23 protein-coding genes and 1 tRNA gene are annotated in these 26,549 nt (G+C 68.1%); 13 read left to right on the forward strand and 11 right to left on the reverse strand.

Going from position 1 to position 26,549, the window contains the following annotated elements; all coding sequences use genetic code 11:
- Positions 1-43: 43 nt before the first annotated feature.
- Together B1991_RS09895 and B1991_RS09900 are read right to left on the reverse strand one after the other, a co-directional pair.
- The gene (locus B1991_RS09895; RefSeq protein ID WP_136258565.1) at positions 44-2,035 is read right to left on the reverse strand and encodes an OPT family oligopeptide transporter; all 1,992 of its coding nucleotides are present in this window, start codon (positions 2,033-2,035) and stop codon (positions 44-46) included.
- Positions 2,036-2,110: 75 nt separating this feature from the next.
- The gene (locus B1991_RS09900; RefSeq protein ID WP_136258566.1) at positions 2,111-2,719 is read right to left on the reverse strand and encodes a methyltransferase; all 609 of its coding nucleotides are present in this window, start codon (positions 2,717-2,719) and stop codon (positions 2,111-2,113) included.
- A gap of 118 nt (positions 2,720-2,837) precedes the next feature.
- Here B1991_RS09900 and B1991_RS09905 point away from each other — a divergent pair, with 118 nt between their 5' ends.
- On the forward strand, positions 2,838-3,125 hold the full coding sequence (locus tag B1991_RS09905; RefSeq protein WP_136258567.1) for a hypothetical protein: 288 nt from the start codon (positions 2,838-2,840) through the stop codon (positions 3,123-3,125).
- 37 nt (positions 3,126-3,162) lie between these two features.
- Here B1991_RS09905 and B1991_RS09910 read toward each other — a convergent pair whose 3' ends face one another.
- Genes B1991_RS09910 through B1991_RS09920 form a run of 3 tightly spaced genes read right to left on the reverse strand, consistent with a single transcriptional unit; the run spans position 3,163 to position 4,897 of the window.
- On the reverse strand, positions 3,163-3,606 hold the full coding sequence (locus B1991_RS09910; RefSeq protein WP_136258568.1) for a DUF1579 family protein: 444 nt from the start codon (positions 3,604-3,606) through the stop codon (positions 3,163-3,165).
- Positions 3,606-4,538 (reverse strand): sensor domain-containing protein, encoded by a 933-nt coding sequence (locus B1991_RS09915; protein ID WP_136258569.1) that lies wholly within the window; start codon positions 4,536-4,538, stop codon positions 3,606-3,608. Before B1991_RS09915 ends, B1991_RS09910 begins: the two co-directional genes overlap by 1 nt.
- Positions 4,538-4,897, reverse strand: a complete 360-nt coding sequence (locus B1991_RS09920) for a PadR family transcriptional regulator (RefSeq protein WP_136258570.1) — start codon at positions 4,895-4,897, stop codon at positions 4,538-4,540. The genes B1991_RS09915 and B1991_RS09920 overlap by 1 nt, the downstream gene beginning before the upstream one ends.
- Positions 4,898-5,042: 145 nt before the next feature.
- Here B1991_RS09920 and B1991_RS09925 point away from each other — a divergent pair, with 145 nt between their 5' ends.
- Positions 5,043-5,981: a peptidylprolyl isomerase gene (locus B1991_RS09925; RefSeq protein ID WP_136258571.1), complete on the forward strand. Its 939-nt coding sequence runs from the start codon at positions 5,043-5,045 to the stop codon at positions 5,979-5,981.
- Between the two features lie 76 nt (positions 5,982-6,057).
- Here the strand turns inward: B1991_RS09925 and B1991_RS09930 are convergent, their stop codons facing one another.
- The 3 genes from B1991_RS09930 to B1991_RS09940 form a co-directional block, all read right to left on the reverse strand.
- On the reverse strand, positions 6,058-6,777 hold the full coding sequence (locus B1991_RS09930; protein WP_136258572.1) for a phosphoadenylyl-sulfate reductase: 720 nt from the start codon (positions 6,775-6,777) through the stop codon (positions 6,058-6,060).
- Positions 6,774-8,468, reverse strand: coding sequence for an assimilatory sulfite reductase (NADPH) hemoprotein subunit (gene cysI, locus B1991_RS09935; RefSeq protein WP_136258573.1), 1,695 nt, complete (start codon positions 8,466-8,468; stop codon positions 6,774-6,776). Before cysI ends, B1991_RS09930 begins: the two co-directional genes overlap by 4 nt.
- A gap of 83 nt (positions 8,469-8,551) precedes the next feature.
- Entirely contained in the window at positions 8,552-10,426 is a 1,875-nt protein-coding gene (locus B1991_RS09940) for an assimilatory sulfite reductase (NADPH) flavoprotein subunit (RefSeq protein ID WP_168709616.1), read from the reverse strand.
- Positions 10,427-10,590: 164 nt separating this feature from the next.
- On the opposite strand from B1991_RS09940, the gene B1991_RS09945 reads away from it, so the two are divergent.
- From B1991_RS09945 to pilH, 9 genes are all read left to right on the forward strand, one after another.
- Positions 10,591-11,331: a sulfite exporter TauE/SafE family protein gene (locus tag B1991_RS09945; protein ID WP_342773771.1), complete on the forward strand. Its 741-nt coding sequence runs from the start codon at positions 10,591-10,593 to the stop codon at positions 11,329-11,331.
- Positions 11,332-11,352: 21 nt separating this feature from the next.
- Positions 11,353-12,549, forward strand: a complete 1,197-nt coding sequence (locus B1991_RS09950) for a cupin domain-containing protein (RefSeq protein WP_136258575.1) — start codon at positions 11,353-11,355, stop codon at positions 12,547-12,549.
- Positions 12,546-13,499 (forward strand): GNAT family N-acetyltransferase, encoded by a 954-nt coding sequence (locus tag B1991_RS09955; protein WP_136258576.1) that lies wholly within the window; start codon positions 12,546-12,548, stop codon positions 13,497-13,499. The genes B1991_RS09950 and B1991_RS09955 overlap by 4 nt, the downstream gene beginning before the upstream one ends.
- A 303-nt stretch (positions 13,500-13,802) precedes the next feature.
- Positions 13,803-16,643: a 2-oxoglutarate dehydrogenase E1 component gene (locus B1991_RS09960; RefSeq protein ID WP_136258577.1), complete on the forward strand. Its 2,841-nt coding sequence runs from the start codon at positions 13,803-13,805 to the stop codon at positions 16,641-16,643.
- Positions 16,644-16,724: 81 nt separating this feature from the next.
- Positions 16,725-17,927, forward strand: coding sequence for a 2-oxoglutarate dehydrogenase complex dihydrolipoyllysine-residue succinyltransferase (gene odhB / locus B1991_RS09965; protein WP_136258578.1), 1,203 nt, complete (start codon positions 16,725-16,727; stop codon positions 17,925-17,927).
- Between the two features lie 142 nt (positions 17,928-18,069).
- On the forward strand, positions 18,070-19,494 hold the full coding sequence (gene lpdA / locus B1991_RS09970; protein WP_136258579.1) for a dihydrolipoyl dehydrogenase: 1,425 nt from the start codon (positions 18,070-18,072) through the stop codon (positions 19,492-19,494).
- Positions 19,495-19,705: 211 nt separating this feature from the next.
- Complete coding sequence (locus B1991_RS09975) at positions 19,706-20,302, forward strand: LOG family protein (RefSeq protein WP_136258580.1); 597 nt, start codon at positions 19,706-19,708, stop codon at positions 20,300-20,302.
- Positions 20,303-20,319: 17 nt separating this feature from the next.
- On the forward strand, positions 20,320-21,318 hold the full coding sequence (locus tag B1991_RS09980) for an oxidoreductase (protein ID WP_136258581.1): 999 nt from the start codon (positions 20,320-20,322) through the stop codon (positions 21,316-21,318).
- Positions 21,319-21,387: 69 nt separating this feature from the next.
- On the forward strand, positions 21,388-21,753 hold the full coding sequence (pilH, locus tag B1991_RS09985) for a twitching motility response regulator PilH (protein ID WP_136258582.1): 366 nt from the start codon (positions 21,388-21,390) through the stop codon (positions 21,751-21,753).
- A gap of 83 nt (positions 21,754-21,836) precedes the next feature.
- Here the strand turns inward: pilH and B1991_RS09990 are convergent, their stop codons facing one another.
- The 3 genes from B1991_RS09990 to hisS form a co-directional block, all read right to left on the reverse strand.
- The gene (locus B1991_RS09990; RefSeq protein WP_136258583.1) at positions 21,837-22,235 is read right to left on the reverse strand and encodes a DUF6165 family protein; all 399 of its coding nucleotides are present in this window, start codon (positions 22,233-22,235) and stop codon (positions 21,837-21,839) included.
- Between the two features lie 22 nt (positions 22,236-22,257).
- Positions 22,258-24,156, reverse strand: a complete 1,899-nt coding sequence (locus B1991_RS09995; protein WP_136258584.1) for an HAL/PAL/TAL family ammonia-lyase — start codon at positions 24,154-24,156, stop codon at positions 22,258-22,260.
- A 64-nt stretch (positions 24,157-24,220) separates the two neighbouring features.
- Positions 24,221-25,600 carry a histidine--tRNA ligase gene (hisS, locus tag B1991_RS10000; protein ID WP_136258585.1) on the reverse strand — a complete coding sequence of 460 codons (1,380 nt, stop codon included), beginning with the start codon at positions 25,598-25,600 and terminating at the stop codon, positions 24,221-24,223.
- Positions 25,601-25,777: 177 nt separating this feature from the next.
- Between hisS and B1991_RS10005 the strand changes: the two genes are divergently transcribed.
- Positions 25,778-25,853, forward strand: a tRNA-Ala gene (locus B1991_RS10005).
- Positions 25,854-25,970: 117 nt separating this feature from the next.
- Positions 25,971-26,501 (forward strand): ECF-type sigma factor, encoded by a 531-nt coding sequence (locus tag B1991_RS10010; protein ID WP_136258586.1) that lies wholly within the window; start codon positions 25,971-25,973, stop codon positions 26,499-26,501.
- Positions 26,502-26,549 lie beyond the last annotated feature (48 nt).

Genomic DNA, 26,549 nt, shown 5'->3' on the forward strand with positions numbered 1-26,549 from the left:
TCGCGTGGCAGCCGCTGAACGGCAGCCACGCGGCATTTTTGCGTCAGCCGCCCTGCCCCATCCGCGCGATCCAGCGGTACATCACCACGACCGTCGCGGTGAAGGCGAGTCCGCCGATCCAGATCGCCGGGGTGGCGAAACTGTCGCCCACCACGGCCAGCGGCGACTGGTTGCCGGACAGCGCCACCGCCGCGGCCACGATCACGCCGAGCAGGCTCTCGCCCACGATCAGCCCGGACGCCAGCAGCACGCCCAGCTGTTTGGTCGGCTCCGCCTTGGGGCCGCGCTCGGCACGCTTGTCGAACCAGGCGCCGACCAGCGCGCCGACCACCACCATCAGCGTGGTCGAGGTCGGCAGGTAGATGCCCAGGCCCACCGCCAGCGGCGGCAGCCGCATCGACTTGCCGGTCTTGCCCAGCACTTCGTCGACCACGATCAGTACCGCGCCGATGCCGCCGCCGATGGCGATCAGGCTCCAGTCGATGTTGCCGGTGATCACGCCCTGCGCCAGCGCCGAGATCAGTCCGGCCTGCGGCGCCGGCAGCGCGCGCGCGGGATCCACGCCCGGCGCGCCGAGGAAGCCGTAGGCCTGGTTGAGCAGGTCCAGCACCGGCGGAATCACCAGCGCGCCGGCGATCACGCCGATCACCAGCGCCCATTGCTGCAGCGAAGGCGTGGCGTCGACCAGCTGGCCGGTCTTCAGATCCTGCAAATTGTTGTTGGCGATGGAAGCCACCGCGAACACGATCGAGGTGATGAACAGCGCGAAGGCCACCAGCGCCTTGCCGGCCTCCTCCGGCACCAGCGACTTCACGCCGAGCACCAGCAGCAGCGCGGCGATGATCACCACCAGGATGCCCACGCCCGACAGCGGGCTGTTGGACGAACCGATCAAGCCCGCCATGTAGCCGCACACCGCCGACACCAGGAAGCTCAGGATGATCACGAACACCACCCCGCCGATCACCAGCAGCGCCATGTGCTCGCCCAGCCCGCTGATGTTGGCGAAGTGGCCGAGCAGCCACGCCACCGGGATCAGGCATAGCAAGGTGATGATGCCGACCTGGCCGATCGGCATGTCGTGCTCGGTACGCGGCAGCGAGTGCAGCGTGCCCGCCTTGCGCGCCCTGGAGGCGCGCATCGCGCCGGCCAGGCCGCCGATCACCGGCTTGACCAGCTTGGCCAGCGTCCAGATCGCCGCCACGCCGATGGTGCCGGCGCCCACGAAGCGCACGTAATGACTCCAGGTCGCCTGGGCCGCTTCCGCCACCGCGCCACCTTCGGGGTGCAGCAGCAGGAAGTGCGGCACCGCCCAGCCCCAGCCGATGATCGCGCCCAGCAGCATCGCCACGCCCACCCACAGGCCCACCAGGTGCCCGACCGCGAACAAGGCGAACGAGAGGCCGAAGTCGAAACCGGTGGCCGCGCCCCGGTCACCGATGCGGAAATAGCTGGATACCGCGGCGGCGAAGATCTTGGTCTGCACCACGATGTAGAACGCCGCCGAGACGATCGAGCCCACCACCACCGCCTTCAGTCCCGCGCCGCCGGATTCCACCGACTCGGCAGCCTCCTCCGTGTCGCCCGAACCCACCTTGAGCACCTCGGCGCAGGCCACGCCCTCCGGATAGGGCAGGTCCGAGTCGGTGACCAGCGCCCGGCGCAGCGGGATGGTGTACATCACGCCGAGGATGCCGCCGGTGGCGCAGATGCCGAAGCTCATCCAGAACGGAAAGCCGTTCCAGTAACCCAGGATCACCAGGCCCGGCAGCACGAAGATGATCGCCGAGAGCGTGCCGGCGGCCGAGGCCACCGTCTGCACGATGTTGTTCTCCTGCACGGTGGAGTTTTTCAACGCGCGCAGGACCGCCATCGAGATCACCGCGGCGGGGATCGAGGTGGCGAAGGTGAGTCCGGCCTTGAGACCGAAGAACACGTTGGCGGCGGTGAACACCACGGTGATCACGATGCCGATGATGACGCCGCGGAGGGTGAGTTCGCGGCGCGGCGAGCTGGACAAGGCTGGCTGGGTCACTTCGGTGGTCTCCCCCGATGAAAACTGCCGCGCACGATAGCGCGGAATCGCCGCCCGGCGATACGCCGGCTTTCGTCAGCCAGGCAGCTGCGCGCGCTCCAGCGCGGCCACATGCTGCTCAAGCCGCGGTCCGAGATAGCAATGCGACCCGCACGGCAGCAGGCCGACGCGGCCGAATTCGCGCAGGTACCAGGCGGGTACGCGGGCGACGAAACCCTGGCGGTCGCCTGCCACGTCGTCGCGGCTGGTGAACACTTCCAGGAAGGCCACGCCGTCGAGCATCTCGCCGACGCCGTGCAGGCCGGCGCGGATCTCGGCGGGCTTGAGGTAGTGCAGCACGTCGCTGCACACGATCAGGTCGAAGCGGGTGTCAAAACGCAACTGTTCGAGCTGGCCGAAACGCGCCAGGCCGATCTGGCGGCTGCGACCGTAGCGCGCCACCACGTATTCGCTGGCGTCCAGCCCGCGATACTCCACGCCGGGCCGCAGCGCGCGCAGCGGCGCCCGCCACGCGGCTTCGCCGCAGCCCACGTCCAGCACGTTGCGGATCGTGCGGCCCAGGTAGTACTCGGTCTGCGCCACCGCCATCGCCACCTTGCGCCGCAACTCGGCCGGCGAGCCCACCGCATGGCTTGGGTCGCGATACCACTTGTCGAAATAGCTGCGGTCGTAGGTCTTGGGCATGGGCCTGGCAGGTGTTCACGAAAGGCGCCCATGGTAGTCCCGCGCGGCATCACCTTTCGCATGCGTTTCGCTTGCGATGCTCGCCCTGCCCCATCCCCGACATCCCGGAGCCGTCCCCATGCCCATGATCCGCTTTCGCCTGATCGGCAGTCGCGCCGACGCCGACACCCTCATCATCGGCCTGCACGGCATCGACGGGATCGAGCACATCGAAGAGATCGACGACCCCACGCTGGGTATCCGCGACGACTCCAGCTCGCTCGATTCGGCCAGCGACAGCGACGCACACACCTATCTCATCGAAGTGGGCGCAGCCAGCGACAGCCTGGCCGATGACGTGCGCGTGGGCGCCGAGGCGCTGGCCAGCGAACGCGGTGCGGGCATCGAGTTCGTGGACGACTTCTGAAAGCCGCGACGACGCCGGTCACCCGGGCGCACCGGGGCTACGGGACGCGGCGGTAGCTACCCTGCATGACCTCCTCCCAGCTTGCACCGCCGTCGAACGAGCTTTCCAGCACCAGGGTGAACTCATCGTTGTCCAGCCAGTGGTAGACATGTCGTGTCTGCCCGCGCGGCGAGCTGCGCAGGAACACCAGCCGATCGCCATCGCGATGGCCGGGCGCTGGCTGCGCGGGAGTGAATCCGTAGCTGTCGAACCAGTGCAGCGCGAAGTCGCCGGGACTGGCGCCATCAGCGAATACCGCGTGCGCCTGCAGTGCGGGTTGGCCGTCGCGCGTTTCGCGGTAATCCATCAGCAGCACCTTGCCGCCCAGCGCCAACCCCGCGGTGATCTGCGCGAGCGCCGGGCCACCCTCGCCCCAGCGGGTCGTGGCGATGGCTTCTTCGCCTTCCCATGCGCCATCGAAACGGGCCAGCAGATCGTCCATCACGACGCACTCCGAGTCGTGCCGCGCACCAGCAGGTGCTTGGCCATGGCGCCGTGCAAACGGCCGATTCCGCGTACCAGGTGCAGGGTGGCGAACAGCAACACCGCGCCGAGCAGGAACATCGCCAGCACCTCGCCCCAACCCGGCACGTGCGGGCCGGAACCCCAGTCCAGCAGGATCGTGCGATCCACGTACAGGCCCTGCAGCCAGTCGTGGTCAAACAGCATCGCCACCGGCAGGCCCAGCAGGCCCAGCGCGATGGCCAGCAGGACGGCCGTGACGATGAAGTACGCGATGCCCAGCGGCAACATCAGCACCATGTAGAACAGCGTGGTCCAGGTGCGCGGGTCGGTGAACATGGCGCCGATCCGCCCCAGCAGCGGCACGCCGCGTTGCGGGTATGGCGGCCGCCGCGGCATGCGCACGCCCAGCAGCGCTTCCACGATGCGCCCTTCGAGCAGCGAGAGCCCCCGCACGCTGCCGATGAACAGCACGATGAACGGCAGGCCGATGATCAGCACGGACAGGCCTGCCGACAGCGCGATGCCGCCCAAGGCCAAGGTGAAATAGGCGATGCCCGTGGCCGACCCCAGCAGGATGTAGAACAGCGCACCCCAGGTGTGCAGGTCGGTCGCCACCCCGAAGAAGCGCCCGACCAGCGAGCGCCGCGGTGGTGGCGGCGGCGGGCGGATCGCACGCTGGATCCGGATCTCCTGGTCGCGGTAGATCTCGGCCACCTCGTCCGGCGCGCCATAGCTCTCCACTACCTGCTCGAGCATCGAAGCCTCGTCGCGACCAGGCCGCTCGTACAGCTCGGCGCGCAGGTGTTCCTCGGCGTCGTACAGCGCATCCTGGACCAGTGCCGGATCGGCGCCGCGCAGCGCGGCGCGCAGCTGGTCGAGATATTCGTTGATCGTGCGTGGCTTGCCCATCACAGCTCCCCTTGCAGAACTTTGTCGACCGAATCGCGGGTGGCGTTCCACGCGTGCGTCCATGCGCGCAACGCCTCGCGTCCGGGTCTGGTGATGCGGTAATACCGTCGTGGCGGGCCGCTGGTCGACGGCTCGACCTCGCTGGCGAGCAGGCCTGCAGCTTCGAGATTGCGCAGCACCGGGTACAGCGCGCTCTGCTTGCCGGCCAGCACGCCCTCGCCCACCTGCTCCAGCCGCTTGGCGATCTGGTAGCCGTACATCGGCTGGCGCGACTGCCCGAGCACGGCCAGCAGGACCAGCGATACCGTGCCGCTGGACAACTCCTTGTGGAACTTCCTGAGCTGGAGATCCTCGTCCACGTCGTCCGCCCGTCGCCTTATGCCGTTGACTGAATCATAGTGTTTACTTGTGAATAGCACAGTGCCTGAAGTCACGCCGCACCCGGGCGCGGCCGGCTCTGCTAGTTTGCGCATTCCGTCATCGCGCGCCCTGGGGGAAAGATCCATGCATGCACATCGACAACTCGCGGCCGTGGCGCTGCTGGCTGGCCTGCTGGCCGTGCCGGCCTTCGCCGCAAACAGCCAGACCGCCACGCCGACCCGTGCGGAACTGCTGGCCCGGTCCGGCGCCGGCGAATGGCGTACCCCCGATCCGCACAACCTGCTGGTGATGCAGTTGCCGACCGGCCGGGTGCTGATCGAGCTGGCCCCGGATTTCACCCCGCTGCACGCGGCGAATATCCGCACCATGGCGCGCCAGCACTATTACGACGGCCTGGCGATCGTGCGGGTGCAGGACAACTTCGTCACGCAATGGGGCGACCCGGCGGCCGACGACGACGATCCCGCCAGCAAGCCGCGTTCGCTGGGCAAGGCGCAGGCCACGCTGCCGCCGGAATACACGCGGCCGATCGACCCGAAACTGGAGTGGACGCCGCTGCCCGACGGCGACGTCTACGCGCCCGAGGTCGGCTTCAGCGAAGGCTTCCCCGCCGCGCGCGACCCGGCCAGCGGCGAGCAGTGGCTGACCCACTGCTACGGCATGGTCGGCGTGGGCCGCGACATCGGCCCGGAAACGGGTAGCGGCAGCGAGCTGTACGTGGTGATCGGCCAATCCCCGCGCCGGCTCGACCGCAACCTGGCGATCGCCGGCCGCGTGCTGCAAGGCATGCCGTTGCTGTCCGCCTTGCCGCGCGGTGCCGGCCCGATGGGTTTCTACGACAAGCCCGCGCAGCGCACGCCGATCGAATCCGTGCGACTGGCCTCCGAACTGCCGCCGGCGCAGCGCCCGGCCGTGCAGGTGCTGCGCACCGACAGCGCCACCTTCGCCGCCCTGCTCGACGCGCAGCGCCATCGGCACGATGCGTTCTACAAGGTGTCGTCCGGCAAGGTCGGCCTGTGCAGCGTCGACATCCCCGTGCGTGAGGCGAAGACAGCGCAGTGACGTAGGGCGGGCACTGCCCGCCAGCTCTTCAACGCACCCACCAGGAGCGGCGGGCGGTGCCCGCCCTACACGGGCATCACGCGATGCCGTGCAACCCGCACTCGCGCTTGAGGCCGAAGAAGCGCGTGTCCTCCGGGTCCATGCCCGGTTCCCAGCGGCGACTGGTGTGGCGATCGCCGACCGAGACGTAGCCCTGCTCCCACAACGGGTGATAGGGCAACCGATGGCGACTCAGGTAGTGGCCGACGTCGCGGTCGCTCCAGTCGGCCAGCGGATACAGTTTCCAGCGGCCATGGCGACGTTCGAGGAACGGGATCGCAGCGCGGCTGCGCGATTGCTGCCGGCGCAGGCCGGCGATCCAGCTGCCTACGTACAGTTCGTCCAGCGCCCGCTGCATCGGTTCCACCTTGCGCAGCTGGTTGTAGCGATCGAGCCCCGGCACGCCCTGCTCCCACAGCCGGCCATCGCGTGCCTCCATCCGCGCCGGGCTGAGCGGCGATTGATAGACCTTGAGATTCAGGTCCAGCCGCTCGGTCAGGGCGTCGACGAAGCGGTAGGTCTCGGGAAACAGGTAGCCGGTGTCGATCAGCAGCACGGGAATATCCGGCCGCTGTCGGGTGACCAGGTGCAGCGACACCGCCGCCTGTACCCCGAAGCTGGATGACAGCACATGTTCGCCGGGCAGATGCGCGAGTGCCCAGGCCACGCGCTGTTCGGCGCTGATCGACGCCAGCGTCGCATTGAGCTCGGCCAGCTGCCGCGGATCCGGTTCCATGTCGGTGTCGAGCCGGGTCATGCCGTCACCGTGGCGGCGATCCGCCGTGACGGCGGTGCCGCAAGGATCGCCGCGCGCAGCAGGAAATCGCCAAAGCCCTCGCCGGCCTCGCGCTCGGCGGCATAGCGCGCGAACAGCGGATCGAGCGCATCGAGGATCGTGCCCTCGTCGACGTTCTCGCGCCAGGCCTGGTTCAAGCGCTGGCCGCGGAAATCAGCACCCAGGCGCAGGTCGTAACGCCCCGGGGCGCGACCGACCAGGGCGATCTCGCCCAGGTACGGGCGCGAGCAACCGTTGGGGCAACCGGACAGGCGCAGCAGGATCGGTGCGTCGAGCAGGCCGTGCCGGTCCAGCAGGGCTTCCAGTTTCGGCAGCAGCGTCGGCAGGTAGCGTTCGCTCTCGGCCATCGCCAGGCCGCAGGTGGGCAACGCCACGCAGGCGATCGCATGCTGGCGGATCGCGCTGTGCCGCCGGTAGCCGTCCATGCCGTGGCGGGCCACCAGCGCGTCGATCGCGGCGCGATCTTCGGCGGCCACGTTGGCGATGATCAGGCTCTGGTTGCAGGTGAGCCGGATGTCGCCGGTGTGCATGCCGGCCAGTTCGCGCATGCCGCTGAGCCAGGTGTGCGCCTCGCTGTCGAGCAGGCGGCCGGACTCGACCTGCAAGGTCAGGTGCCAGCGACCGGCGTGGCCTTCGACCCAGCCGTAGCGATCGCCGTTGCTGTCGAAGCGGAACGCGCGCGCCGGCTCCAGCGCGAAGCCCAGGCGCTGCTCGACCTCGGCCTTGACCGCATCGAGGCCGTGCGTGTCGATGGTGTACTTCAGCCGCGCATGTTTGCGTTCTTCCCGGTCGCCCCAGTCGCGCTGCACGGCGACGACGGCTTCCGCCAGCGCGATGAGCTGCGGCGGCCGCACGAAACCGATCACCTCGGCCAGCCGCGGATAGGTGGCCGGGTCGCCATGGGTGGCGCCCATGCCGCCGCCGATGCCGACGTTGAAACCGACCAGCTCGCCGCATTCGATGATGGCGATCAGGGCCAGGTCCTGGGCGAACACGTCGACGTCGTTCTGCGGCGGAATGGCCAGCCCGATCTTGAACTTGCGCGGCAGGTAGGTGGCGCCGTACAGCGGTTCGCTCTCGGCGGCGGCTTCCTCGCCCACCAGCTTTTCGCCGTCGAGCCAGAGCTCGTGGTAGGCGCGGGTCTTCGGCTTGAGGTGCTCGGAAAGGCGCACCGCCCACGCGTACGCCGCCTCGTGCGCCGGCGACTCGACCGGGTTGGTATTGCACACCACGTTGCGGTTGACGTCGCCGCAGGCGGCGATCGTGCTGGCCATGGCCGCGTTGATCGCGGCGATGGCCGCCTTCAGGTCGCGCTTGATGATGCCGTGCCACTGGAACGTCTGCCGCGTGGTGATGCGCAGTCCGCTGGAGGCATAGTCGCTGGCGATCCGGTCGAAGGCCAGCCACTGCTTTGGATTCATCACGCCACCAGGCAGACGCGCGCGCACCATGAAGGCATACGCCGGCTCCAGTTTCTGGCGACGGCGTTCGTCGCGGATGTCGCGATCGTCCTGCATGTAGCTGCCGTGGAACTTGAGCAGCTTGGTGTCGCTTTCGGCGATCGCGCCGGTCACCGCATCGGCCAGTCCTTCCGCGATGGTGCCGCGCAGGAAGCGGCTTTCGGTCTTGATGTGCTCGAGATGGGAAGGCATGGGAATGTTGTTCTGAAGAGTGCGGCCATGGATGGCCGCTTTTTGATCCTGGCGTTCATGGATGAACGCAGAAATAAAGGCAGTCAATACACATCGCGTGCATAACGGCCCTGTTGCAGCAGGTCGGCCAGCCAGGCGCGGGCATCGTCGGCAGACAGATCGCCGTGAGTGGCGACGATCTCCAGCAAGGCCTCGTGCACGTCCCTGGCCATGTGCGCGGAATCGCCGCAGACATACAGGTGTGCGCCCTCGCGCAGCCACGCATACAGTTCGCGACCGTTCTCGCGCAGGCGCTGCTGCACGTAGACTTTGTGCGAGTCCCTCGCAACACCCCGCGCGTCCTTGTGCGGACTCTCGGAACGAGCCACACCGTCACGGGAAAAGGCCAGGTCGAGGCGGCTCAGGTTGCCGCGGCGCAAGGCGTCCTGCCACTCGACCTGATAGAGGAAATCGCGCGCGAAGTACCGGTTGCCGAAGAACAGCCAGTTGCGGCCGCTGGCGGCCATCGCCTCGCGTTCCTGCACGAAGGCACGAAACGGGGCGATGCCGGTACCGGGGCCGATCATGATCACGTCGCGGCTGCCGTCGGCCGGCAGACGGAAGCGTTCGTTCGGCTCGATGAAGACCGGCACCGTCGCCTCGTCGCCGGCGTTGGCGAGGAAGCTGGACGCCGCGCCGTAGTGGACGCTGCCATGCGCGGCGTACTCCACCACCGCCACCGTCAGGTGCACCTCCTCCGGCCCCACCGCCTTCGGGCTGGAGGCGATCGAATACAACCGCGGTGTGAGCGGACGCAGCGTCGCCACCAGCTCGGTGGCGTCCCACGCTGCCGGAAATTCGCGCAGCAGGTCGATCGGCTGGTGGCTTTCCAGCAAGGCAGCGAATTCGGCGCGTTGCTCCGGTTCCAGCAGGCGCTGCAGGCCGGCATGTCTCGTGGCCGCGGCCTGCGCCGCCACCAGCGGACGGGTCAACCGGGTGATCTCGCGCTGCTCGCCCAGCCAGCGCGCCAGCGGCAGGCGCTTGCCGCCGTGCTCCACCTCGGCGGCGCCATCCAGCCGCAAGGCCGCCAGCCACTGCTCGACCAGCACCGGCGGGTTGCGCGGCCACACACCGACCGCGTCACCGGCTTCGTAACGCAGGCCCGAACCTTCCAGCGACAGTTCGACATGCCGCACATCGCGCTCGCTGTCGCGCGACACTATGCGCTGGTTCTCCAGCACGGCGGCCGCGAACGGCTGCTCACGCGAGTGCGTCGCCACCGTGCGCACCGCGTGCAGTGCCGCGCCCTGACGCGGGGCCGTCGCGGGCACGGCCAGCGTCTCTCGGGCGGCGGCCACGGCGGCTGCGGACCAGCTCGCTGCCGCGGCCTCGAAATCCACGTCGGCCTCACCCAGCTCGGCAAGGCGCTGGCCGCCCAGCTCGGCCAGCCGCGCATCCAGCGCCTGGCTGACAGCGCAGTACTTCGGGTAACTCGAATCGCCCAGGCCGAGCACGGCGAACTTCAGCTGCGGCAGCTTCGGTGCGCGTTTGCCGGCGATGAACTCGACGAAGCCGATCGCATCGTCCGGCGGGTCGCCATCGCCCTGGCTGCTGATCACCACGCTCAGGAGGCGCTCCTGCGCCAGCTCGCGCAGCGGGTAGGCGCCGGCGCGCAGCAATCGCACCGGCAGGCCGGCGGCCTCGGCGCGGGCCTCCAGTTGCTCGGCGACGCGGCGCGAGTTGCCGGTCTGGCTGCCGTAGACGATGGTCAACCGCTCGGTGGCGTTCGCTGCCGGCTCGCCCATCGCCACCAGGCCGGCAGGTGCCGCGCCGCCGGCTGCGGCCGCGGCCGCAGCGCTGTACGCCGCGACCCAGTACAGGTCGGCCGGAGCCAGGCCATGGGTCAGGCGGACCAGCAGCGCAAGCTTGTCCGGGTCGAGCGTCGGTGCGGGTGACAGCGATTTCAGCGCAGCATTCACGACCATTCCTTTTGGACGTCTTTACGTCCACATGTGAATGTTAGGCGCCTGCGTCGGCTCGGGGAAAACATCTGTCGGCATGTCGTTATGTCCGCTGCTCATTTCCTGCGCACGACCCGGCGCGCCGTATACTGCGCATCCACCCGATGTGGTTGCCGACACGCTTGAGCGAACTGCTTGCATTCATGGTCGTGGGCGCCCTCGCCCAGCTGGTCGACGGCGCGCTGGGCATGGCTTTCGGGGTCACCTCGTCCGGCCTGCTGCTGGCCCTCGGCTTGCCGCCGGTGGCGGCCAGCGCCAGCGTGCACTATGCGGAGGCCTTCACCTGCGGTGCTTCCGGCCTCAGCCACCTGCTGGCCGGCAACGTGCGTCGCGCGCTGTTCCTGGCGCTGGTCATTCCCGGCGTGCTGGGCGCGCTGATCGGCGTGTGGATCGCGGTGCACGTGCCACCTTCCTGGCTGCGCGCCATGCTGGCGCCTTACCTGCTGGGCATGGGCGGCTTCCTGTTGCTGCGTTGCCGACGACCGGCCGGCACGCGCCTGGACGTACCGCGCGGCACCGGCGTCACCGGCGGCATCGCCGGGCTGGTCGACGCGATCGGCGGCGGCGGCTGGAGCGCGATCACGGTCACCACGCTGCTGGCGCGCGGCCTGCAGCCACGGGCGGTGATCGGCAGCGTGCACCTGGCCAAGTGCGTGGTCAGCGTGGCCGCCAGCTTCAGCTTCCTGTTCACCATCGGCGTCAGCCACGCCGCTGCCGTGGCCGGGTTGATCATCGGCGGGGCCCTGGCCGCGCCGTTCGGCGCCGTGTTCGTGCGACGCGTGCCGGCGCGCGTCGCCACCGCGCTGGCCGGGCTGGCGGTGCTGGCACTGGGCCTCAACAACACGGTGCACCTGTTCACCTGAGCCGGCTACTACAATGGCCGGATGAAACCCCTCCCGACTTTTCCGATCGAAGTGCGCGGCAGCGCCACGCGCCCGCTGGGCATGAGCCCGGCGCGCTTCCTGCGCGACTACTGGCAGAAACGCCCGCTGCTGATCCGCAACGCGTTTCCCGGCTTCCGCCCGCCGCTGCAACCGGACGACCTCGCCGGTCTGGCCTGCGAACCCACCGCGCTGGCGCGGCTGATCGTGCACGACGAGGCGCGCGACCGCTGGCGGGTCAAGTCGAGTCCGCTGGAGGAGGCCGATTTCGCCGCCACGCCACCACGCGACTGGACCTTGCTGGTGCAGGACGTGGACAAGTGGGACGCCGACGTGGCCAGCCTGCTGCAGCACTTCCGGTTCCTGCCGAGCTGGCGCATGGACGACGTGATGGTGTCCTACGCCGAACCCGGCGGCGGAGTCGGCGCGCACATCGATCAGTACGACGTGTTCCTGCTGCAGGGCCTGGGCCAGCGCCATTGGGCGATCAGCGACGATCCGCTGGCGCCAAAGGCGTTCCGGCCCGACATCGAGCTGAAGCAACTGGTGCAGTTCGAGCCGACCCACGAATGGCTGCTCGACCCGGGCGACATGCTCTACCTGCCACCGGGCGTGCCGCACGACGGCGTGGCCTTCGGCGGTCCGTGCATGACGTTCTCCGTCGGCATGCGCGCGCCCTCGCAGGCCGAACTGACCGGCGACCTGGCCGACTACATCGCCGAGCAGCTTCCCGACGAATTGCGTTACGCCGATCCCGACCTGGCCCCGGCCAGGCATGCCGGCGAAATCGACCGCGCCGTGCTGGAGCGGCTCAAGGCGGCCCTGCCGTTCGCCGCCGCGCTGCGCGACGACCTGCTGCGCGACTGGTTCGGCCGCTTCATCACCCGCTACCGCAACGCGCAGGTGCCGGTGGCGCCGGAGCGTCCACTGAGCGAGGAGCGGTTCGCCGGGCGCCTCGCCGCCGGCGCCCGGCTGCTGCGCCACCCCTGGGCGCGCATGGCCTGGGCGGACGGCAAGAGCGGTTGCGTCCTTTACGTATGCGGCCAGGCCTATGGCGCATCGCCGGAACTGGCGCAGCGACTGTGCGCCGAGCGCGAACTGGCCTTCGATCGCACGCCTTCTGCCGCCGACCGCGAACTCCTGCTCGCCCTGGTCAACGACGGCCACCTGTTGCTGCGCCCCGCGCGCCGACGCCGATGAAACTGCAGCACTTCCACGTCGAGATCGCCGACTGGTCGCGTGACGACCAGCGCGCCGCCCTGCTCGACCTGCGTGCCACGGTGTTCATCCAGGAACAGGGCGTGAGCGAGCAGCGCGAACGCGACGGGCTCGACGTCGACTGCTGGCACGTGCTGGCACGCGACGACGCCGGCCATCCGATCGGCTGCGGCCGGCTCACGCCGCAGCACAAGATCGGCCGCATGGCGGTGCTGCCGGACTGGCGCGGCCAGGGCGTGGGTGCAGCCTTGCTGCGCGAGCTGCTGGGCCTGGCCCGCGCGCAGGGCTGGAGCGAGGTGGCACTGGACGCCCAGGTCAGCGCGATCGGCTTCTACACCCGCGCCGGCTTCGTCGCGTACGGCGAGGAGTTCGAGGACGCGGGCCTGGCACACCGCGCCATGCGGCTGGTGTTCGAGCGGGACGCGACGATCGAGCATCCGCCCGGTCGCGACCCCGGCCGGCTGGCGACCGGCACGGCGGTCGAATGCGTGCAGGCGCGGCTGCAACTGCTGCGTGATGCGCGTCATCAGCTGGCCGTGCGCCTGCCCGCGCTCACTGCCGACACCTTCGCCGATGCGGAACAACTGGCCGAGTTGCGGCGCATCGCCACCTCCGGCCGCAGTGCGCTGATCCGCGTGCTGCTGCACGAGCCGCAGGCCGCGCTGCAGGCCGACCATCCACTGATCGGCCTGGCCCAGCGCCTGTCCAGCGCGTTCCAGATCCGCGTGCCGGTCGACGACGTCGACCTGGCCTGGCCTTCGGCCTGCCTGCTCAACGACGTCGGCGGTTACCTGTTCCTGCCGGCGGCGGAGCGTCCGCCCGGACGCGCGGCGCGCGACGACCGCGCCGGCGCCGCGCCGCTGCAGCAGCAATTCGACGAGGTGTGGGAGCGCTCCGAGCGCGCCACGGCGCTGCAGCGGCTGGATATCTGAGCGAGACGGCCGCGCGGACTGAACCGCAGCTGGCTCGTGGCCATCCGCGTCCGCGACGATGCACAACGCGACCGGGCCACACCCCTTGCGCGTTTGCGGCCGTGCATCATGGCCGCGGAGCCGCGCCGCAGGCCGTCTGCGACCATTTCACGGGTTGCCGTGCCGTGGCGGGCGAAGGGTATAATCACGCAGATTGATACCAGTCATCCGCACGAGCCACCGGTCGGACTTGAAAACCGGTCGCAAGCCGCGACGTTCAGCTCACATGGATGGCTGCAAGCCTCTTTTTCTGCCGGTGGTGACGTGAGTACAAACCTGATCCGCGAGTTCTACGAATCCTCCCAACTCGCTGGCGGCAACGCCGATTACGTGGAATCGCTGTACGACGCATGGCTGGCCGACCCCACGGCCGTTCCCGCCGAATGGGCAGGTTATTTCGAGACGTTCAAGGGCCGCGAATCGGGCGACGTCCCGCACGGCGCCGCCATTGCGCGGATCGAGGCGGCGCAGAGGCAGGGCCGCAACGGCGCCGCCGCCGTACCGATGAGCGACGAGTACGCGCGCAAGCAGGCCGGCGTGCTGCGCCTGCTCACCGCCTACCGCTCGCGCGGCCACCTCGCCGCCGACCTGGACCCGCTGGGCCTCGCCGACAAGATGCCGGCCCCCGACCTCGGCCTGGCCTTCCACGGCCTGTCCGACGCCGACCTGGATACCGAATTCGACACCGGCAATTACGCCGGTGGTGGCCAGCGGCTGAAACTGCGCGACCTGCTCGACCGGCTGAAGAAGACCTACGCCAGCTCGATCGGCGCGGAATTCATGCACATCAGCAACCACGAGCAGCGCAACTGGATCTACAGCCGGCTCGAACAATCCGCCGGCCAGAGCGGCCTGGACAAGGCCGGCCAGCAGCGCGTGCTGGACGGTCTTACCGCGGCCGAAGGGCTGGAGCGCTACCTGCACACCAAGTACGTCGGCCAGAAGCGCTTCTCGCTGGAAGGCGGCGACAGCCTGATCCCGATGCTCGACGACGTGGTACGCGCGGCTGGCGACAACGGCGTCAAGGAGCTGGTGATCGGCATGGCCCACCGCGGCCGCCTCAACGTGCTGGTCAACATCCTGGGCAAGCCGCCGAAGACACTGTTCGACGAGTTCGAAGGCAAGTTCGAACACCCCGACGACCCGGCCCACTCCGGCGACGTCAAGTACCACATGGGTTTCTCCGCCGACGTCAAGACGCCCAAGGGTGGCGTGCACGTGGCGCTGGCGTTCAACCCCTCGCACCTGGAAATCGTCAACCCGGTGGTGACCGGCTCGGTGCATGCGCGCCAGACCCGTCGCCGCGACACGGCGCACACGCAGTCGATGGCGGTGCTGATCCACGGCGACGCCGCGTTCGCCGGCCAGGGCGTGAACATGGAACTGTTCAACATGTCGCAGGCGCGCGGCTTCAAGATCGGCGGCAGCCTGCACATCGTGGTCAACAACCAGGTCGGCTTCACCACCTCCAATCCGGAGGACGCGCGTTCCACCATGTACTGCACCGACCTGGCCAAGATGGTCAACGCGCCGGTGCTGCACGTGAACGGCGACGACCCGGAAGCGGTGATCCTGGTAACCCGGCTGGCCTACGACTTCCGCAAGCGGTTCCGCCGCGACGCGGTGATCGACCTGGTCTGCTACCGCCGCCACGGCCACAACGAGGCCGACGAGCCGGCCGCGACCCAGCCGGTGATGTACCAGATCATCAAGAAGCGCCCGACCGCGCGCGACCTGTACCAGCAGCAGCTGGTGAAGGCCGGCGTGCTGGCCGAGGGCGAGGCAGCCAAGCAGTTCGACGCCTATCGCGCGCGCCTGGAAGCCGGTGCGCCGATGACCGACCTCGACCCGAGCCCCGTCCGCGACGGCCACGTCGACTGGGCGCGCTTCATCGGCGGCAAGCTGTCGCTGCCCACCGATACCACGGTGCCCAAGCAGAAGCTGCAGGAACTGGCCAGCAAGATCCTCACCCTGCCCGCCGACCTCACCCTGCAAGGCCGCGTGGCCAAGATCTACGACGACCGCCGCAAGATGGCCGCCGGCGAGCAGCCCGCCGACTGGGGCTTCGCCGAGAACCTCGCCTACGCCACCCTGGTCGACGGCGGTTTCGACATGCGCCTGGTCGGCCAGGATTCCGGCCGCGGCACGTTCTTCCACCGTCATGCGGTGCTGCATGACCAGAAGGACGGCCACACCTACATGCCGCTGGCCGAAGTGCGCGCCACCGCCGATGTCGAGGTGATCGACTCGCTGCTCAGCGAAGAAGCGGTGATGGCGTTCGAGTACGGCCACTCCACCACCGACCCGGACACGCTCAACATCTGGGAAGCGCAGTTCGGCGACTTCGCCAACGGTGCGCAGGTCGTGATCGACCAGTTCATCAGCTCCGGCGAATCGAAGTGGAACCGGCTGTGCGGCCTGGTGCTGCTGCTGCCCCACGGCTACGAGGGCCAGGGGCCGGAGCACTCCTCCGCCCGGCTGGAACGCTTCCTGCAACTGTGCGCGATGGACAACATGCAGGTCTGCGTGCCGACCACCCCGGCGCAGGATTTCCACATGATCCGCCGACAGATGCTGCGCGCCGCGCGCAAGCCGCTGATCGTGATGACGCCGAAGTCGCTGCTGCGCCACAAGCTGGCGGTATCGAGCATGGACGAGCTGGCCAACGGCAGTTTCCAGCTGGTGATCGGCGAGCATCGCAAGCTGGCGGCGAAGAAGGTCAAGCGCGTGGTGCTGTGCTCGGGCAAGGTCTACTACGACCTGCTGGAGGAAGCCGAGAAGCGCGAGCTGGCCGACGTGGCGATCGTGCGCGTCGAGCAGCTGTATCCGTTCCCCCGCGTGGAGGTCAGCGCCGAACTGGACAAGTATCCGTCGGCGAAGGAAGTGATCTGGTGCCAGGAGGAGCCGATGAACCAGGGTGCCTGGTTCCAGATCCGCCATCACCTGCAAGCCTGCACGGGCAGCAAGCACAGCCTGTCGTACGCCGGTCGCGCGCGCTCGCCGGCGCCGGCCGCCGGCCACCACAACACGCACGTCGCCGAACAGACCGCGCTGGTCGAACAGGCGCTGGTCGCGCCGGTCGCCAGCGACCACGCCGCCGAGTAATCCATTTCGAACGGGATGGCCGCGATTGGCCGTCCCAGCTACTTGTGTCCATCGACAGTCGCACAAACCCAAGAGCCTCTTATGTCCATCGAACTGAAAGTCCCCGTGCTGCCCGAGTCCGTCTCCGACGCCACCATCGCCAGCTGGCACAAGAAGGCCGGTGACGCGGTGAAGCGCGACGAGAACCTGGTGGATCTGGAAACCGACAAGGTGGTGCTGGAAGTGCCCGCGCCGGTCGATGGCGTGCTGAAGGAGATCCGGCACGAGGTCGGCGACACGGTGAACAGCGAGCAGGTCATCGCGATCATCGAGGAAGGTGCCGTGGCAGCTGCACCGGCGCCGGCTGCTGCTCCGGCTGCCGCGGCTCCGGCGCCCGCCGCCGCGGCGCCCGCCCCCGCCGCATCGAAGGCCGCCGCCGAGCTTTCGCCCGCCGCGCAGCGCGTTGCCACCGAGAACAAGGTCGACACTTCCGCCATCGCCGGCACCGGCCGCGACGGCCGCATCATCAAGGAAGACGTGGTCAACGCCGGCTCGCGTCCTGCCGCGGCTCCCGCCGTGCCGGCGGCGAAGCCGACCCCGGGCGCGCGTCCGGAAGAGCGCGTACCGATGACCCGCATGCGCGCGCGCATCGCCGAGCGCCTGATGCAGTCGAAGAACTCGATCGCCATGCTCACCTCGTTCAACGAAGTGAACCTGAGCGAAGTGTCGAAGATGCGCAAGACGCTGGGCGAGGCGTTCCAGAAGGAACACGGCATCAAGCTCGGCTTCATGAGCTTCTTCGTCAAGGCCGCTGCCAAGGCGCTGAAGCGTTATCCGTTCGTCAACGCCTCGGTCGACGGCAACGACGTGGTATACCACGGCTACCAGGACATCTCGATCGCCGTGTCCACCGACAAGGGCCTGGTCACGCCGGTGCTGCGCGACGTGCAGGACATGAGCTTCGCCGATGTCGAGAAAGGCATCGCCGACTACGCCGTCAAGGCGCGCGCCAACAAGCTGTCGCTGGACGACCTGCAGGGCGGCACCTTCACCATCACCAACGGCGGCACCTTCGGCTCGCTGCTGTCCACCCCGATCGTGAACCCGCCGCAGAGCGCGATCCTCGGCATGCACACGATCAAGGAACGCCCGATCGTCGAGAACGGCCAGATCGTCGCCGCGCCGATGATGTACATCGCGCTCAGCTACGACCACCGCATCATCGACGGCAAGGACGCGGTGCTGTTCCTGGTCGACATCAAGAACCAGCTGGAGAATCCGCACAAGATGTTGCTGGGGCTGTAACCGCCCGAGCCCCTCTCCCGCCAGGAGAGGGTTGGGGGCGAGGGTTCGGTGATACCGCAACGCCTCGCTCCGCCCGCACCCTCATCCGGCGCTTCGCGCCATCTTCTCCCGCTGGGAGAAGGAAAGAGCAAAGAGGAAAACCATGAGCGAAAAATACGATGTCATCGTCATCGGCGGAGGCCCTGCCGGTTACCACGCCGCGATCCGCGCCGCGCAGCTGGGCCTGAAGACGGCCTGCATCGACGCCTTTGTCGGCAAGGACGGCAAGCAGGCGCTGGGCGGCACCTGCCTCAACGTGGGCTGCATCCCGTCGAAGGCGCTACTCGATTCCTCCAAGCAGTTCTACAACCTCGCGCACAATCTTCCCGTGCACGGCATCACCGTCGAGAATGCCAAGGTCGACCTCAAGACCTTCATCGGACGCAAGGAAAAGATCGTCAAGCAGTTCACCGGCGGCGTGGCCCAGTTATTCAAGGCCAACAAGATCACCAGCTACTTCGGCACCGGCAAGCTGTTGAAGGACAACCAGGTCGAGATCACCGGCAACGATGGCAGCAAGCAGACCATCGCCGCCACCAACGTGATCCTGGCTTCCGGTTCGGTGCCGATCGAGTTGCCGTTCGCGAAATTCGACGGCAAGAACATCATCGACAACGCCGGTGCGCTGGAGCTCGACGCCGTGCCGAAGCGCCTTGGCGTGATCGGCGCCGGCGTGATCGGCCTGGAGCTGGGCAGCGTATGGCGCCGGCTCGGCGCCGAAGTCACCGTGATCGAGGCGCTGCCGGAGTTCCTCTCCGTCGCCGACGCGGACGTCGCCAAGGTCGCGGCGAGGGAGTTCGCCAAGCAGGGCCTGGACATCAGGCTCAACGCCAAGCTCGGCAAGGCCGAGGTGAAGAAGGACGGCGTGCACCTGGTCTACACCGACAAGGACGGCGAGCAGAAGCTCGTCGTCGACAAACTGCTGGTCGCCGTGGGCCGCCGCGCCTATACCGCCGGGCTGCTGGCCGACGACACCGGCGTGAAGCTGGACGAGCGCGGCCGCATCATCGTCGACGAACATTGCCACACCGGCGTGGACGGCGTGTGGGCCGTGGGTGACGCGGTACGCGGCCCGATGCTCGCGCACAAGGGTTTCGAGGAAGGCATGGCGGTCGCCGAGTGGATCGCCGGCAAGGCCGGGCACGTCAGTTACGACACGATCCCGTGGGTGATCTACACCGAGCCGGAAATCGCCTGGGCCGGCAAGACCGAGAAGCAGCTCAAGGACGAAGGCGTGCCGTACAAGGTCGGCAGCTTCCCGTTCGCCGCCATCGGCCGCGCCGTGGCGATGAACGAGGCGGTGGGCCAGGTGAAGATGATTGCCCACGCCGAGACCGACCGCATCCTGGGCGTGCACATGGTCGGCCCGGGCGTGTCCGAGCTGATCGCCGAGTGCGTGGTGGCGATGGAGTTCAAGGGCTCCTCCGAGGACCTGGCGCGTATCGTCCACGCGCATCCGACCTTGTCGGAAGCCGTGCACGAAGCCGCCTTGTCGGTCGACAAGCGCGCCATCCACAAGGGCAACTGAGCGCAGGATGGCTCATTCCGTGCAGGCCATGAATGGCCGACGGCACGGGATCCACGCGGCCCGCTCGTGGCGACATGGGTGGGCCGCTTCGTCTGCCATCTGCCCGTAGGAGCCCGCTTGCGGGCGATGCTTTTCTGTCGGGAATCGAGCAACGGGACTCACAAAAGCAACGGCATCGCCCGCAAGCGGGCTCCTACGAAAAGGAATACGCATGCCCCAACCCACTGCCATCTGCGTCTATTGCGGTTCCAACAGCGGCCGGCATCCCGAGTACGCCGAACAGGCGCACGCCTTCGGCAGCGAGATGGCCCGACGTGGCATCGCGCTGGTCTACGGCGGCGGCAAGGTCGGCCTGATGGGCGTGGTGGCCGACGCGGTGCTCGCCGGCGGCGGCAGGGTGATCGGGGTGATTCCGCGCCAGCTGGTGGAGCTGGAGGTGGCGCACCCGGGCCTGAGCGAGCTGGTGGTCGTCGAGACCATGCACCAGCGCAAGACGCGCATGTACGAGCTGTCCGACGCCTTCGTCGCCCTGCCCGGCGGCTTCGGCACGATGGACGAGATGTTCGAGATGTTGACCTGGGCCCAGCTCGGCCTGCACCGCTATCCCTGCGCCTTCCTCGACGTGCGCGGCTACTACCGCGACCTGCGCACGCTGATGGAGCACATGGTCGACGAATCCTTCGTGAAGGCGGCGCAGCGCGACAGCATCTGGTTCGGCGACGACATCGCCGCATTGTTCGACTGGATGCGGGACTACGAAGGCAGCTACACGCCCAAGTGGATTTCCTCCCGCAGCGTCGACGCCTGATTCCGCAGGAGGTCGAAATGACCCGTTTCCGCGCTTTCCGCATCCACAACGACGAGTCCGGCTACCGCGCCGGCATCGAAACCATGGACACTGGCGCGCTGTCGCCCGGCGAGGTGCTGGTCAAGGTCGCGTACTCCTCGGTCAACTACAAGGACGCGCTGGCCGGCACCGGCAAGGGCCGGATCCTGCGCACCTATCCCCTCAACGGCGGTATCGACGTGGCCGGTCATGTGGTCGCCTCGACCGATCCCGCATTCAAGGAAGGCGATGCCGTGCTGTGCACCGGCAGCGGCCTGTCCGAAACGCGCGACGGCGGCTATGCGCAATACGCACGGCTGGACGCGCGCTGGACCATCCCGCTGCCGGCCGGTCTCAGCCTGCGCGAAAGCATGATCATCGGCACCGCCGGTTTCACCGCGGCCCTCGCGCTGCTGCGCATGCAGGACAACCGGCAGACACCCGCGCTGGGCCCGATCGCGGTCAGCGGCGCCAGCGGTGGCGTCGGCCAGCTGGCGATCGACATCTTCAGTCGCGCCGGTTACGAAGTGCATGCGATCAGCGGCAAGGCGGACCACTTCGACTTCCTGCGCAGCCTCGGCGCCACGGACTGCATCGACCGCCACCAGCTCGCCTTCAGCGGCAAGCCGATGGACTCCGCCCGCTTCGGCGGCGCGCTGGACAACGTCGGCGGCGGCATGCTCGCCGGCCTGCTGCCGCTCATCGTGCCCTACGGCAACGTGGCACTGTGCGGCAACGCCGGCGGCATCGTGTTCGACAGCACGGTGATGCCTTTCATCATCCGCGGCACGAGCCTGCTCGGCGTGGCTTCGGCCGGCACCGCGCGGGATATTCGCGACGAGATCTGGCGGCGCCTCGCCAGCGACTGGAAGCCGCGGCATCTGGAGCGCATCGCCACGCGCGACATCGCGCTGGAGGAGTTGCCTCAGGTGTTCGAGCGCATGCTTGCCGGCGAGTCCTTCGGGCGCACGCTGGTGCACGTCGACCATCCGGTTTGACAGCGACGTGCTTGGAAGTACCATCATCACGCCTTAGACTCATCGAAACCCGCAGGGAACCCCCAACCCATGGCACGCATCCTGATCGTCGACGACTCCCCCTCCCAGTTGCTGGGCATCAAGCGGATCGTCGAGAAACTCGGGCATGAGACGTTGTCGGCGGAAGATGGTGCCGCGGGCGTCGAGGTGGCCAAGGCCGAGTTGCCCGACCTGATCCTGATGGATGTGGTCATGCCCAACCTCAACGGTTTCCAGGCCACCCGCACGATCAGCAAGAACGCCGACACCGCGCACATCCCGATCATCCTGGTCACCACCAAGGACCAGGAAACCGACAAGGTCTGGGGCATGCGCCAGGGCGCCAAGGCCTACGTGACCAAACCGATCAAGGAAGAGGAACTGGTCAAGGCGCTGGACGAATTCCTGCCCCACTGACCTGCCCCCCATTCAAACGAAAACGGCGCCTGCGGGCGCCGTTTTTCGTGAAGCGTCCGCCCGGCCGGCACCCAACCGATCGGTCAGCCCGCGCGGTAATCCTGGTACGACTTTTCCTCGACCAGCTGCGAGCCGAGCTTGAGGTTGATCGCACGCTTGAACGCGGCGCGCTCGTCGTTGCGGAAGTACACCGAGCGGGCCAGTTCGATGAAGTCCCGGTCGAACTCCTGCGCGCGCTCCTTGAGCCGGATGCGGTCCTCGATGTCCCACAACGCCTCGTTGACGGCCAGCAGGCTGGCGCGTTCTTCACCGATGTCGGTCCGCGACGCCGCGTCGTTGGCCCAGGTGGCATTGAGCAGGTCCAGTTCATTGCGCACGTTGGCCAGCTTGGCTTCGTCGGTCATCCGCCGCGACTTGATCTCGAGGATGGTGATCTTGTCGATCAGTTCGCCATAGGAAACGGGGGTCTGGATCAGGCTCATGTTCGGCTCCTTGGAAGTTGCTTCAAACCGCGGCGCGGAAGCCGCCCTGTTGGACCAACGCGCAGACAGCGGCCACGTCGCCGTCCAGCGCGCGGTCACGGTGCAGGAAGGCGATGTGCTGGCGCAGGATCGCGTGCGCCTGGCGCACCCGGCTACCGGCATGGAAGTCGTCGGCGGTGCACAGCGCGTCGGCGAGCTGCCGCACCTCGGCCACGAACTGCTCACGGTGCGGCTGGCCTTCCCGCGGCGCATTGGCCACCTTGGCCGCCAGCGCCTGCCATCCGCCGCGTCGTGCCAACCGGCGTGCGGCGTTGAGCATCTCCTGGCGATAGTCGAGCGCCTGCGCCGCCGTGTACAACTCCAGCGCCAGCGCGTGGCCCAGGTCCTCCACCATGTCCAGCACGTGGCGGGCTTCGTTCGCGCCCATCGAGACATGATCCTCGGCGTTCGCGCTGGTCGGCACCGAATACACGCTGGCCGGATGCGCGCGCGTGGCGAGGTCGTTGACCAGTGCCGCGGCGGTGTACTGCACGATCATGAAACCGGAGTCGGTGCCGTCCTCGTTGCCGGTGAGGAAGGCCGGCAGGCCGTCGTTGTTGGCCGGGTCGACCAGCTTGTTGAGGCGACGCTCGGAAATCGACGCCAGCACCGGGATCGCCGCCTTCACGTAGCTCATCGCCAGCGCCAGCGGCATGCCGTGGAAGTGGCCGGCCGAGACCACCTGCTCCTCGATGAACTGCGCGTCCGCGTGGTCCGGGAAGATCAGCGGGTTGTCGGTGACCGAATTGAGCTCGATGTCGAACACGCGGCAGGCCTGCGCCCAGGCATCGCGCACCGCGCCGTGTACCTGCGGCATGCAGCGCAGGCTGTAGGCATCCTGCGGCTGGTGCTTCTTGCCACCCTTGAACGGCAGGAAGCGCTGGTAGAACGCCTCGCGGCCGTGGCGCTGGCTGGCCGGCACCCAGTCCCAGCCGATGTCGAAACTCAGCGCCTGGTCGTCCGGCTCGCTCCACGCATCGGCGCTCCACGGCTTGAAGCGCGGCACCAGGTGATACGGGATGTCGAGCAAGGTGGAACCGTCCAGCAGTTCGCGCACGTGCGCCGCGGTATCGACCTGCCCCGGGTGCGGCCGCAGCGCATGCACCTCCGGTCGCAAGGCGCCGCTGCGCCCGGCGAAGGCATCCAGCGTCATCGCCGCGGCAAGGTCGGCGACGTCCAGCAGATCGCCCAGCACGTCCAGCGCCAGTGCGCCGGTGGCAAGCATCTGCGCGGTGCCGTTGTTAAGCGCCAGACCCTCCTTGAACGACAGCCGGATCGGCTTGAGGCCGGCGCGCTCCAGCGCCTGCGCGCCAGGCATGCGCTCGCCCTCGTGGAACGCTTCTCCGCCGCCGAGCAACACGATCGCCAGATGCGACAGCGGCGCCAGGTCGCCGCTGGCGCCGACCGAGCCCTTCTCCGGCACCACCGGCACCACGCCGGCATTGAGCATCGCGGCGAGCGCTTCCAGCGTGCTCACGCGGATGCCCGAATGACCGCGCATCAAGGTGTTGATGCGGATCACCAGCATCGCGCGCACCACCTCCGCTGCAAACGGCTTGCCGACGCAGACGGCGTGCGTGATGATCAGGTTGTGCTGCAACTCCTCCATCAGCGTGCCTTCGGCGGGCTGATGCCCCGGCAGTTCGTCGCGCACACGGTGCGCGCCCAGCAGCTTGTCGGCGTTGCTGCCGAAGCCGGTCGTCACGCCGTAGGTCGGCTCGCCGCAGTTGACCTTGTCGGCCAGGAAATCGGCGGCGCGCTGCACGTGCTTGAGCTGTGCCTGATCCAGCGCTACCGATGCGCCCTGCCGCGCCACCGCCACCAGTTGCGCGCGCGTCAGGCTGCTGCCGTCGAGAAGAATCGTTTCACTCACCGCAGTCATGCTCCACGTTGTTGCCGTCATTCCCGCCAACACGGGAATGACGGCGTCAAAGGCAATAGCGCCCTCACCCCATTGCCGCAGCCTGCTCCAGCTCTACGCGCAGCGTCTTGACCAGCTCGCCACGCGCGACCTCGAACTGGTCTTCGCGGCGCAAGTCCTTCACCGTCACCACACCGCGGGCGAGTTCGTCCTCGCCCAGCACCACCACGAAGCGGATGCCGGCGCGGTCGGCGTACTTGAACTGCTTGCCGAGCTTGCCGCCTTCCAGCACCACCTCGGTGGCGATGCCGGCGCCGCGCAGTTCGCCGGCCAGGGCGAGATAGGCGGGCAGTTGCGCCTCGTCCATCTGGGTCACCAGCACGTCGACGGTGCTCCTGGCCGTGTCGATCAGGCCGGCGTCGCGCAGCTGCCAGTACAGACGGGTCAGGCCGATCGAGATACCGACGCCGGGCAGGTGCGACTTGGTGTACTGACCGGCCAGATTCTCGTAACGACCGCCGGAGCAGATCGAGCCGATCTGCGGATGGTCGTTCAACGTGGTCTCGTAGACGGTACCGGTGTAATAGTCGAGGCCGCGGGCGATCGACAGGTTGAGTGCGTAGTGGGTTTCCGGCACGCCAAACGCGTGGATGAGGCCCAGCACTTCCTTCAGCTCGTTGCGGCCCTGCTCCATCGCCTCCGGGCCCGCGCCCAGTGCATCGAGCTTGTCCAGTGCATCCTGCAGCGAGGTGGAGCGCACCTGCACGAACGCGAGGATCTTCTGCGCCACCTCGATGCTCAGGCCGAACGCCTCGCCGGTCAGCGTGTCGCGCACATAGTCGGCGCCACGCTTGTCCAGCTTGTCCACCTCGCGCAGCACCAGCATCTGCTGTTCGCCGTCGAGGATGCCGAGGCTCTCGAAGTAGCCGCGCATCAGCTTGCGGTTGTTGAGCTGGATGGTGAATGGGCCGATCGCCAGTTCGCGGAACACGCTGTAGATCACCGCCGGGATCTCGGCGTCGTAGCGCACCGAAAGCGCGTCCTTGCCGATCACGTCGATGTCGCACTGGTAGAACTCGCGGAAGCGCCCGCGCTGGGCGCGTTCGCCGCGGTACACCTTCTGCATCTGGTAGCGGCGGAACGGGAAGCTGAGATCGCGCTCGTGCTCGGCCACGTAGCGTGCCAGCGGCACGGTGAGGTCGAAGCGCAGCGCCAGTTCGGGGGTGCCTTCGTCGGCCTTGCCCAGCGCGCCGGTGGACTGCACGAAATACACCTGCCGCTCGGTCTCGCCGCCGCTCTTGGTCAGCAGCACGTCGGAGTACTCGATCACCGGCGTCTCGATGGCAAGGAAGCCGAAACGTTCGTAGTTGCGACGGATCACGTCGAGCATGCGCTGGAACGCGATCTGGTCGAGCGGCAACAGCTCGAGCACGCCGGGCATGGTGCGGGCCGGGGTAAGCGCCATGGAATCCTCTGCTGACTTTGGGACGGGCCGCCGCCGAACCACCGCGCGACGGCAGCCCTCAAGATTAGCAGAACGGCACGACTTCCCCCTCGACCGCGGTGGGGCGGCCACGCTGCGCCGCCTGATCCAAACCCTTGGCGAACTGCCCTGCACGCTGCTAACATTCGCCGCTCGCGTGGGGCGGTAGCTCAGCTGGGAGAGCGCTACGTTCGCATCGTAGAGGTCGTGGGTTCGATCCCCATCCGCTCCACCACGTCATGCAAGAGGCCGGACCGTCCGCAGCAGCGGGTGCCGGCCTTTTTCTTGTCCGGCCCGCACAGGCGTACCATCGGCCCGACCAGCTCCGTATCGGGGCGGTGCGTGCAAGAGCATGACGGGGACCGGTTCATCCTTTGCCGAAGGTTCGACGGACGCCTTGTTCGCCGCGGTCTACGCGCGTCTCAAGGCGATGGCTGCCCGGCAATTGAATCGCCGTCATGGCGCCACTCTGGACACCACCGAACTGGTGCATGAGCTGTACCTGCGCATCGGCGAGAACGAAGCGCTGCACTTCGAACACCCGGCGCAGTTCTTCAGTTATGCCGCGCGTGCCATGCGCCACCTGTTGGCCAACCGTGCCCGTGACCGCTTGCGCCTGCGCGCCGGTGGTCAGTGGATGAAGGTCACGCTGGACGAGGACGATGTCCGGCTCGCGCTGGACACGGCCGCCCAGGCGCTGGCCCTGGACGCCGCGCTGAACGCGCTGGAGCAGGCCGATGCGCGCGCCGCCCGCGTGGTGGAACTGCACTATTTCGCCGGACTCGGCCTGCAGCAGATCGCCGACACCCTCGGCCTGGCGCGACGCACGATCGACCGAGACTGGCGCTTCGCCCGCGCCTTCCTCAAGGCGCACATGGATTGAGCCGGTCGCGTCGCAATCGGGCGGGCAGCGGGGTTAATCACAGGCAGG

It is taken from the genome of Rhodanobacter lindaniclasticus (assembly GCF_004799035.1).
In the GTDB taxonomy this organism is placed as follows: Bacteria; Pseudomonadota; Gammaproteobacteria; order Xanthomonadales; family Rhodanobacteraceae; genus Rhodanobacter; species Rhodanobacter lindaniclasticus.

Excerpts from the sequence above, each read along its gene's own strand:
- B1991_RS09990 (WP_136258583.1), bottom strand. The coding sequence starts at position 22,235 with ATGAGCCTGATCCAGACCCCCGTTTCCTATGGCGAACTGATCGACAAG.
- B1991_RS09955 (WP_136258576.1), top strand. The coding sequence starts at position 12,546 with ATGAAACTGCAGCACTTCCACGTCGAGATCGCCGACTGGTCGCGTGAC.
- B1991_RS09925 (WP_136258571.1), top strand. The coding sequence starts at position 5,043 with ATGCATGCACATCGACAACTCGCGGCCGTGGCGCTGCTGGCTGGCCTG.
- B1991_RS09980 (WP_136258581.1), top strand. The coding sequence starts at position 20,320 with ATGACCCGTTTCCGCGCTTTCCGCATCCACAACGACGAGTCCGGCTAC.
- lpdA (WP_136258579.1), top strand. The coding sequence starts at position 18,070 with ATGAGCGAAAAATACGATGTCATCGTCATCGGCGGAGGCCCTGCCGGT.
- B1991_RS09950 (WP_136258575.1), top strand. The coding sequence starts at position 11,353 with ATGAAACCCCTCCCGACTTTTCCGATCGAAGTGCGCGGCAGCGCCACG.
- B1991_RS09995 (WP_136258584.1), bottom strand. The coding sequence starts at position 24,156 with ATGACTGCGGTGAGTGAAACGATTCTTCTCGACGGCAGCAGCCTGACG.
- B1991_RS09915 (WP_136258569.1), bottom strand. The coding sequence starts at position 4,538 with ATGGGCAAGCCACGCACGATCAACGAATATCTCGACCAGCTGCGCGCC.
- B1991_RS09910 (WP_136258568.1), bottom strand. The coding sequence starts at position 3,606 with ATGGACGATCTGCTGGCCCGTTTCGATGGCGCATGGGAAGGCGAAGAA.
- B1991_RS09975 (WP_136258580.1), top strand. The coding sequence starts at position 19,706 with ATGCCCCAACCCACTGCCATCTGCGTCTATTGCGGTTCCAACAGCGGC.
- B1991_RS09905 (WP_136258567.1), top strand. The coding sequence starts at position 2,838 with ATGCCCATGATCCGCTTTCGCCTGATCGGCAGTCGCGCCGACGCCGAC.
- cysI (WP_136258573.1), bottom strand. The coding sequence starts at position 8,468 with ATGCCTTCCCATCTCGAGCACATCAAGACCGAAAGCCGCTTCCTGCGC.
- B1991_RS10010 (WP_136258586.1), top strand. The coding sequence starts at position 25,971 with ATGACGGGGACCGGTTCATCCTTTGCCGAAGGTTCGACGGACGCCTTG.
- odhB (WP_136258578.1), top strand. The coding sequence starts at position 16,725 with ATGTCCATCGAACTGAAAGTCCCCGTGCTGCCCGAGTCCGTCTCCGAC.
- B1991_RS09930 (WP_136258572.1), bottom strand. The coding sequence starts at position 6,777 with ATGACCCGGCTCGACACCGACATGGAACCGGATCCGCGGCAGCTGGCC.
- B1991_RS09900 (WP_136258566.1), bottom strand. The coding sequence starts at position 2,719 with ATGCCCAAGACCTACGACCGCAGCTATTTCGACAAGTGGTATCGCGAC.
- hisS (WP_136258585.1), bottom strand. The coding sequence starts at position 25,600 with ATGGCGCTTACCCCGGCCCGCACCATGCCCGGCGTGCTCGAGCTGTTG.
- pilH (WP_136258582.1), top strand. The coding sequence starts at position 21,388 with ATGGCACGCATCCTGATCGTCGACGACTCCCCCTCCCAGTTGCTGGGC.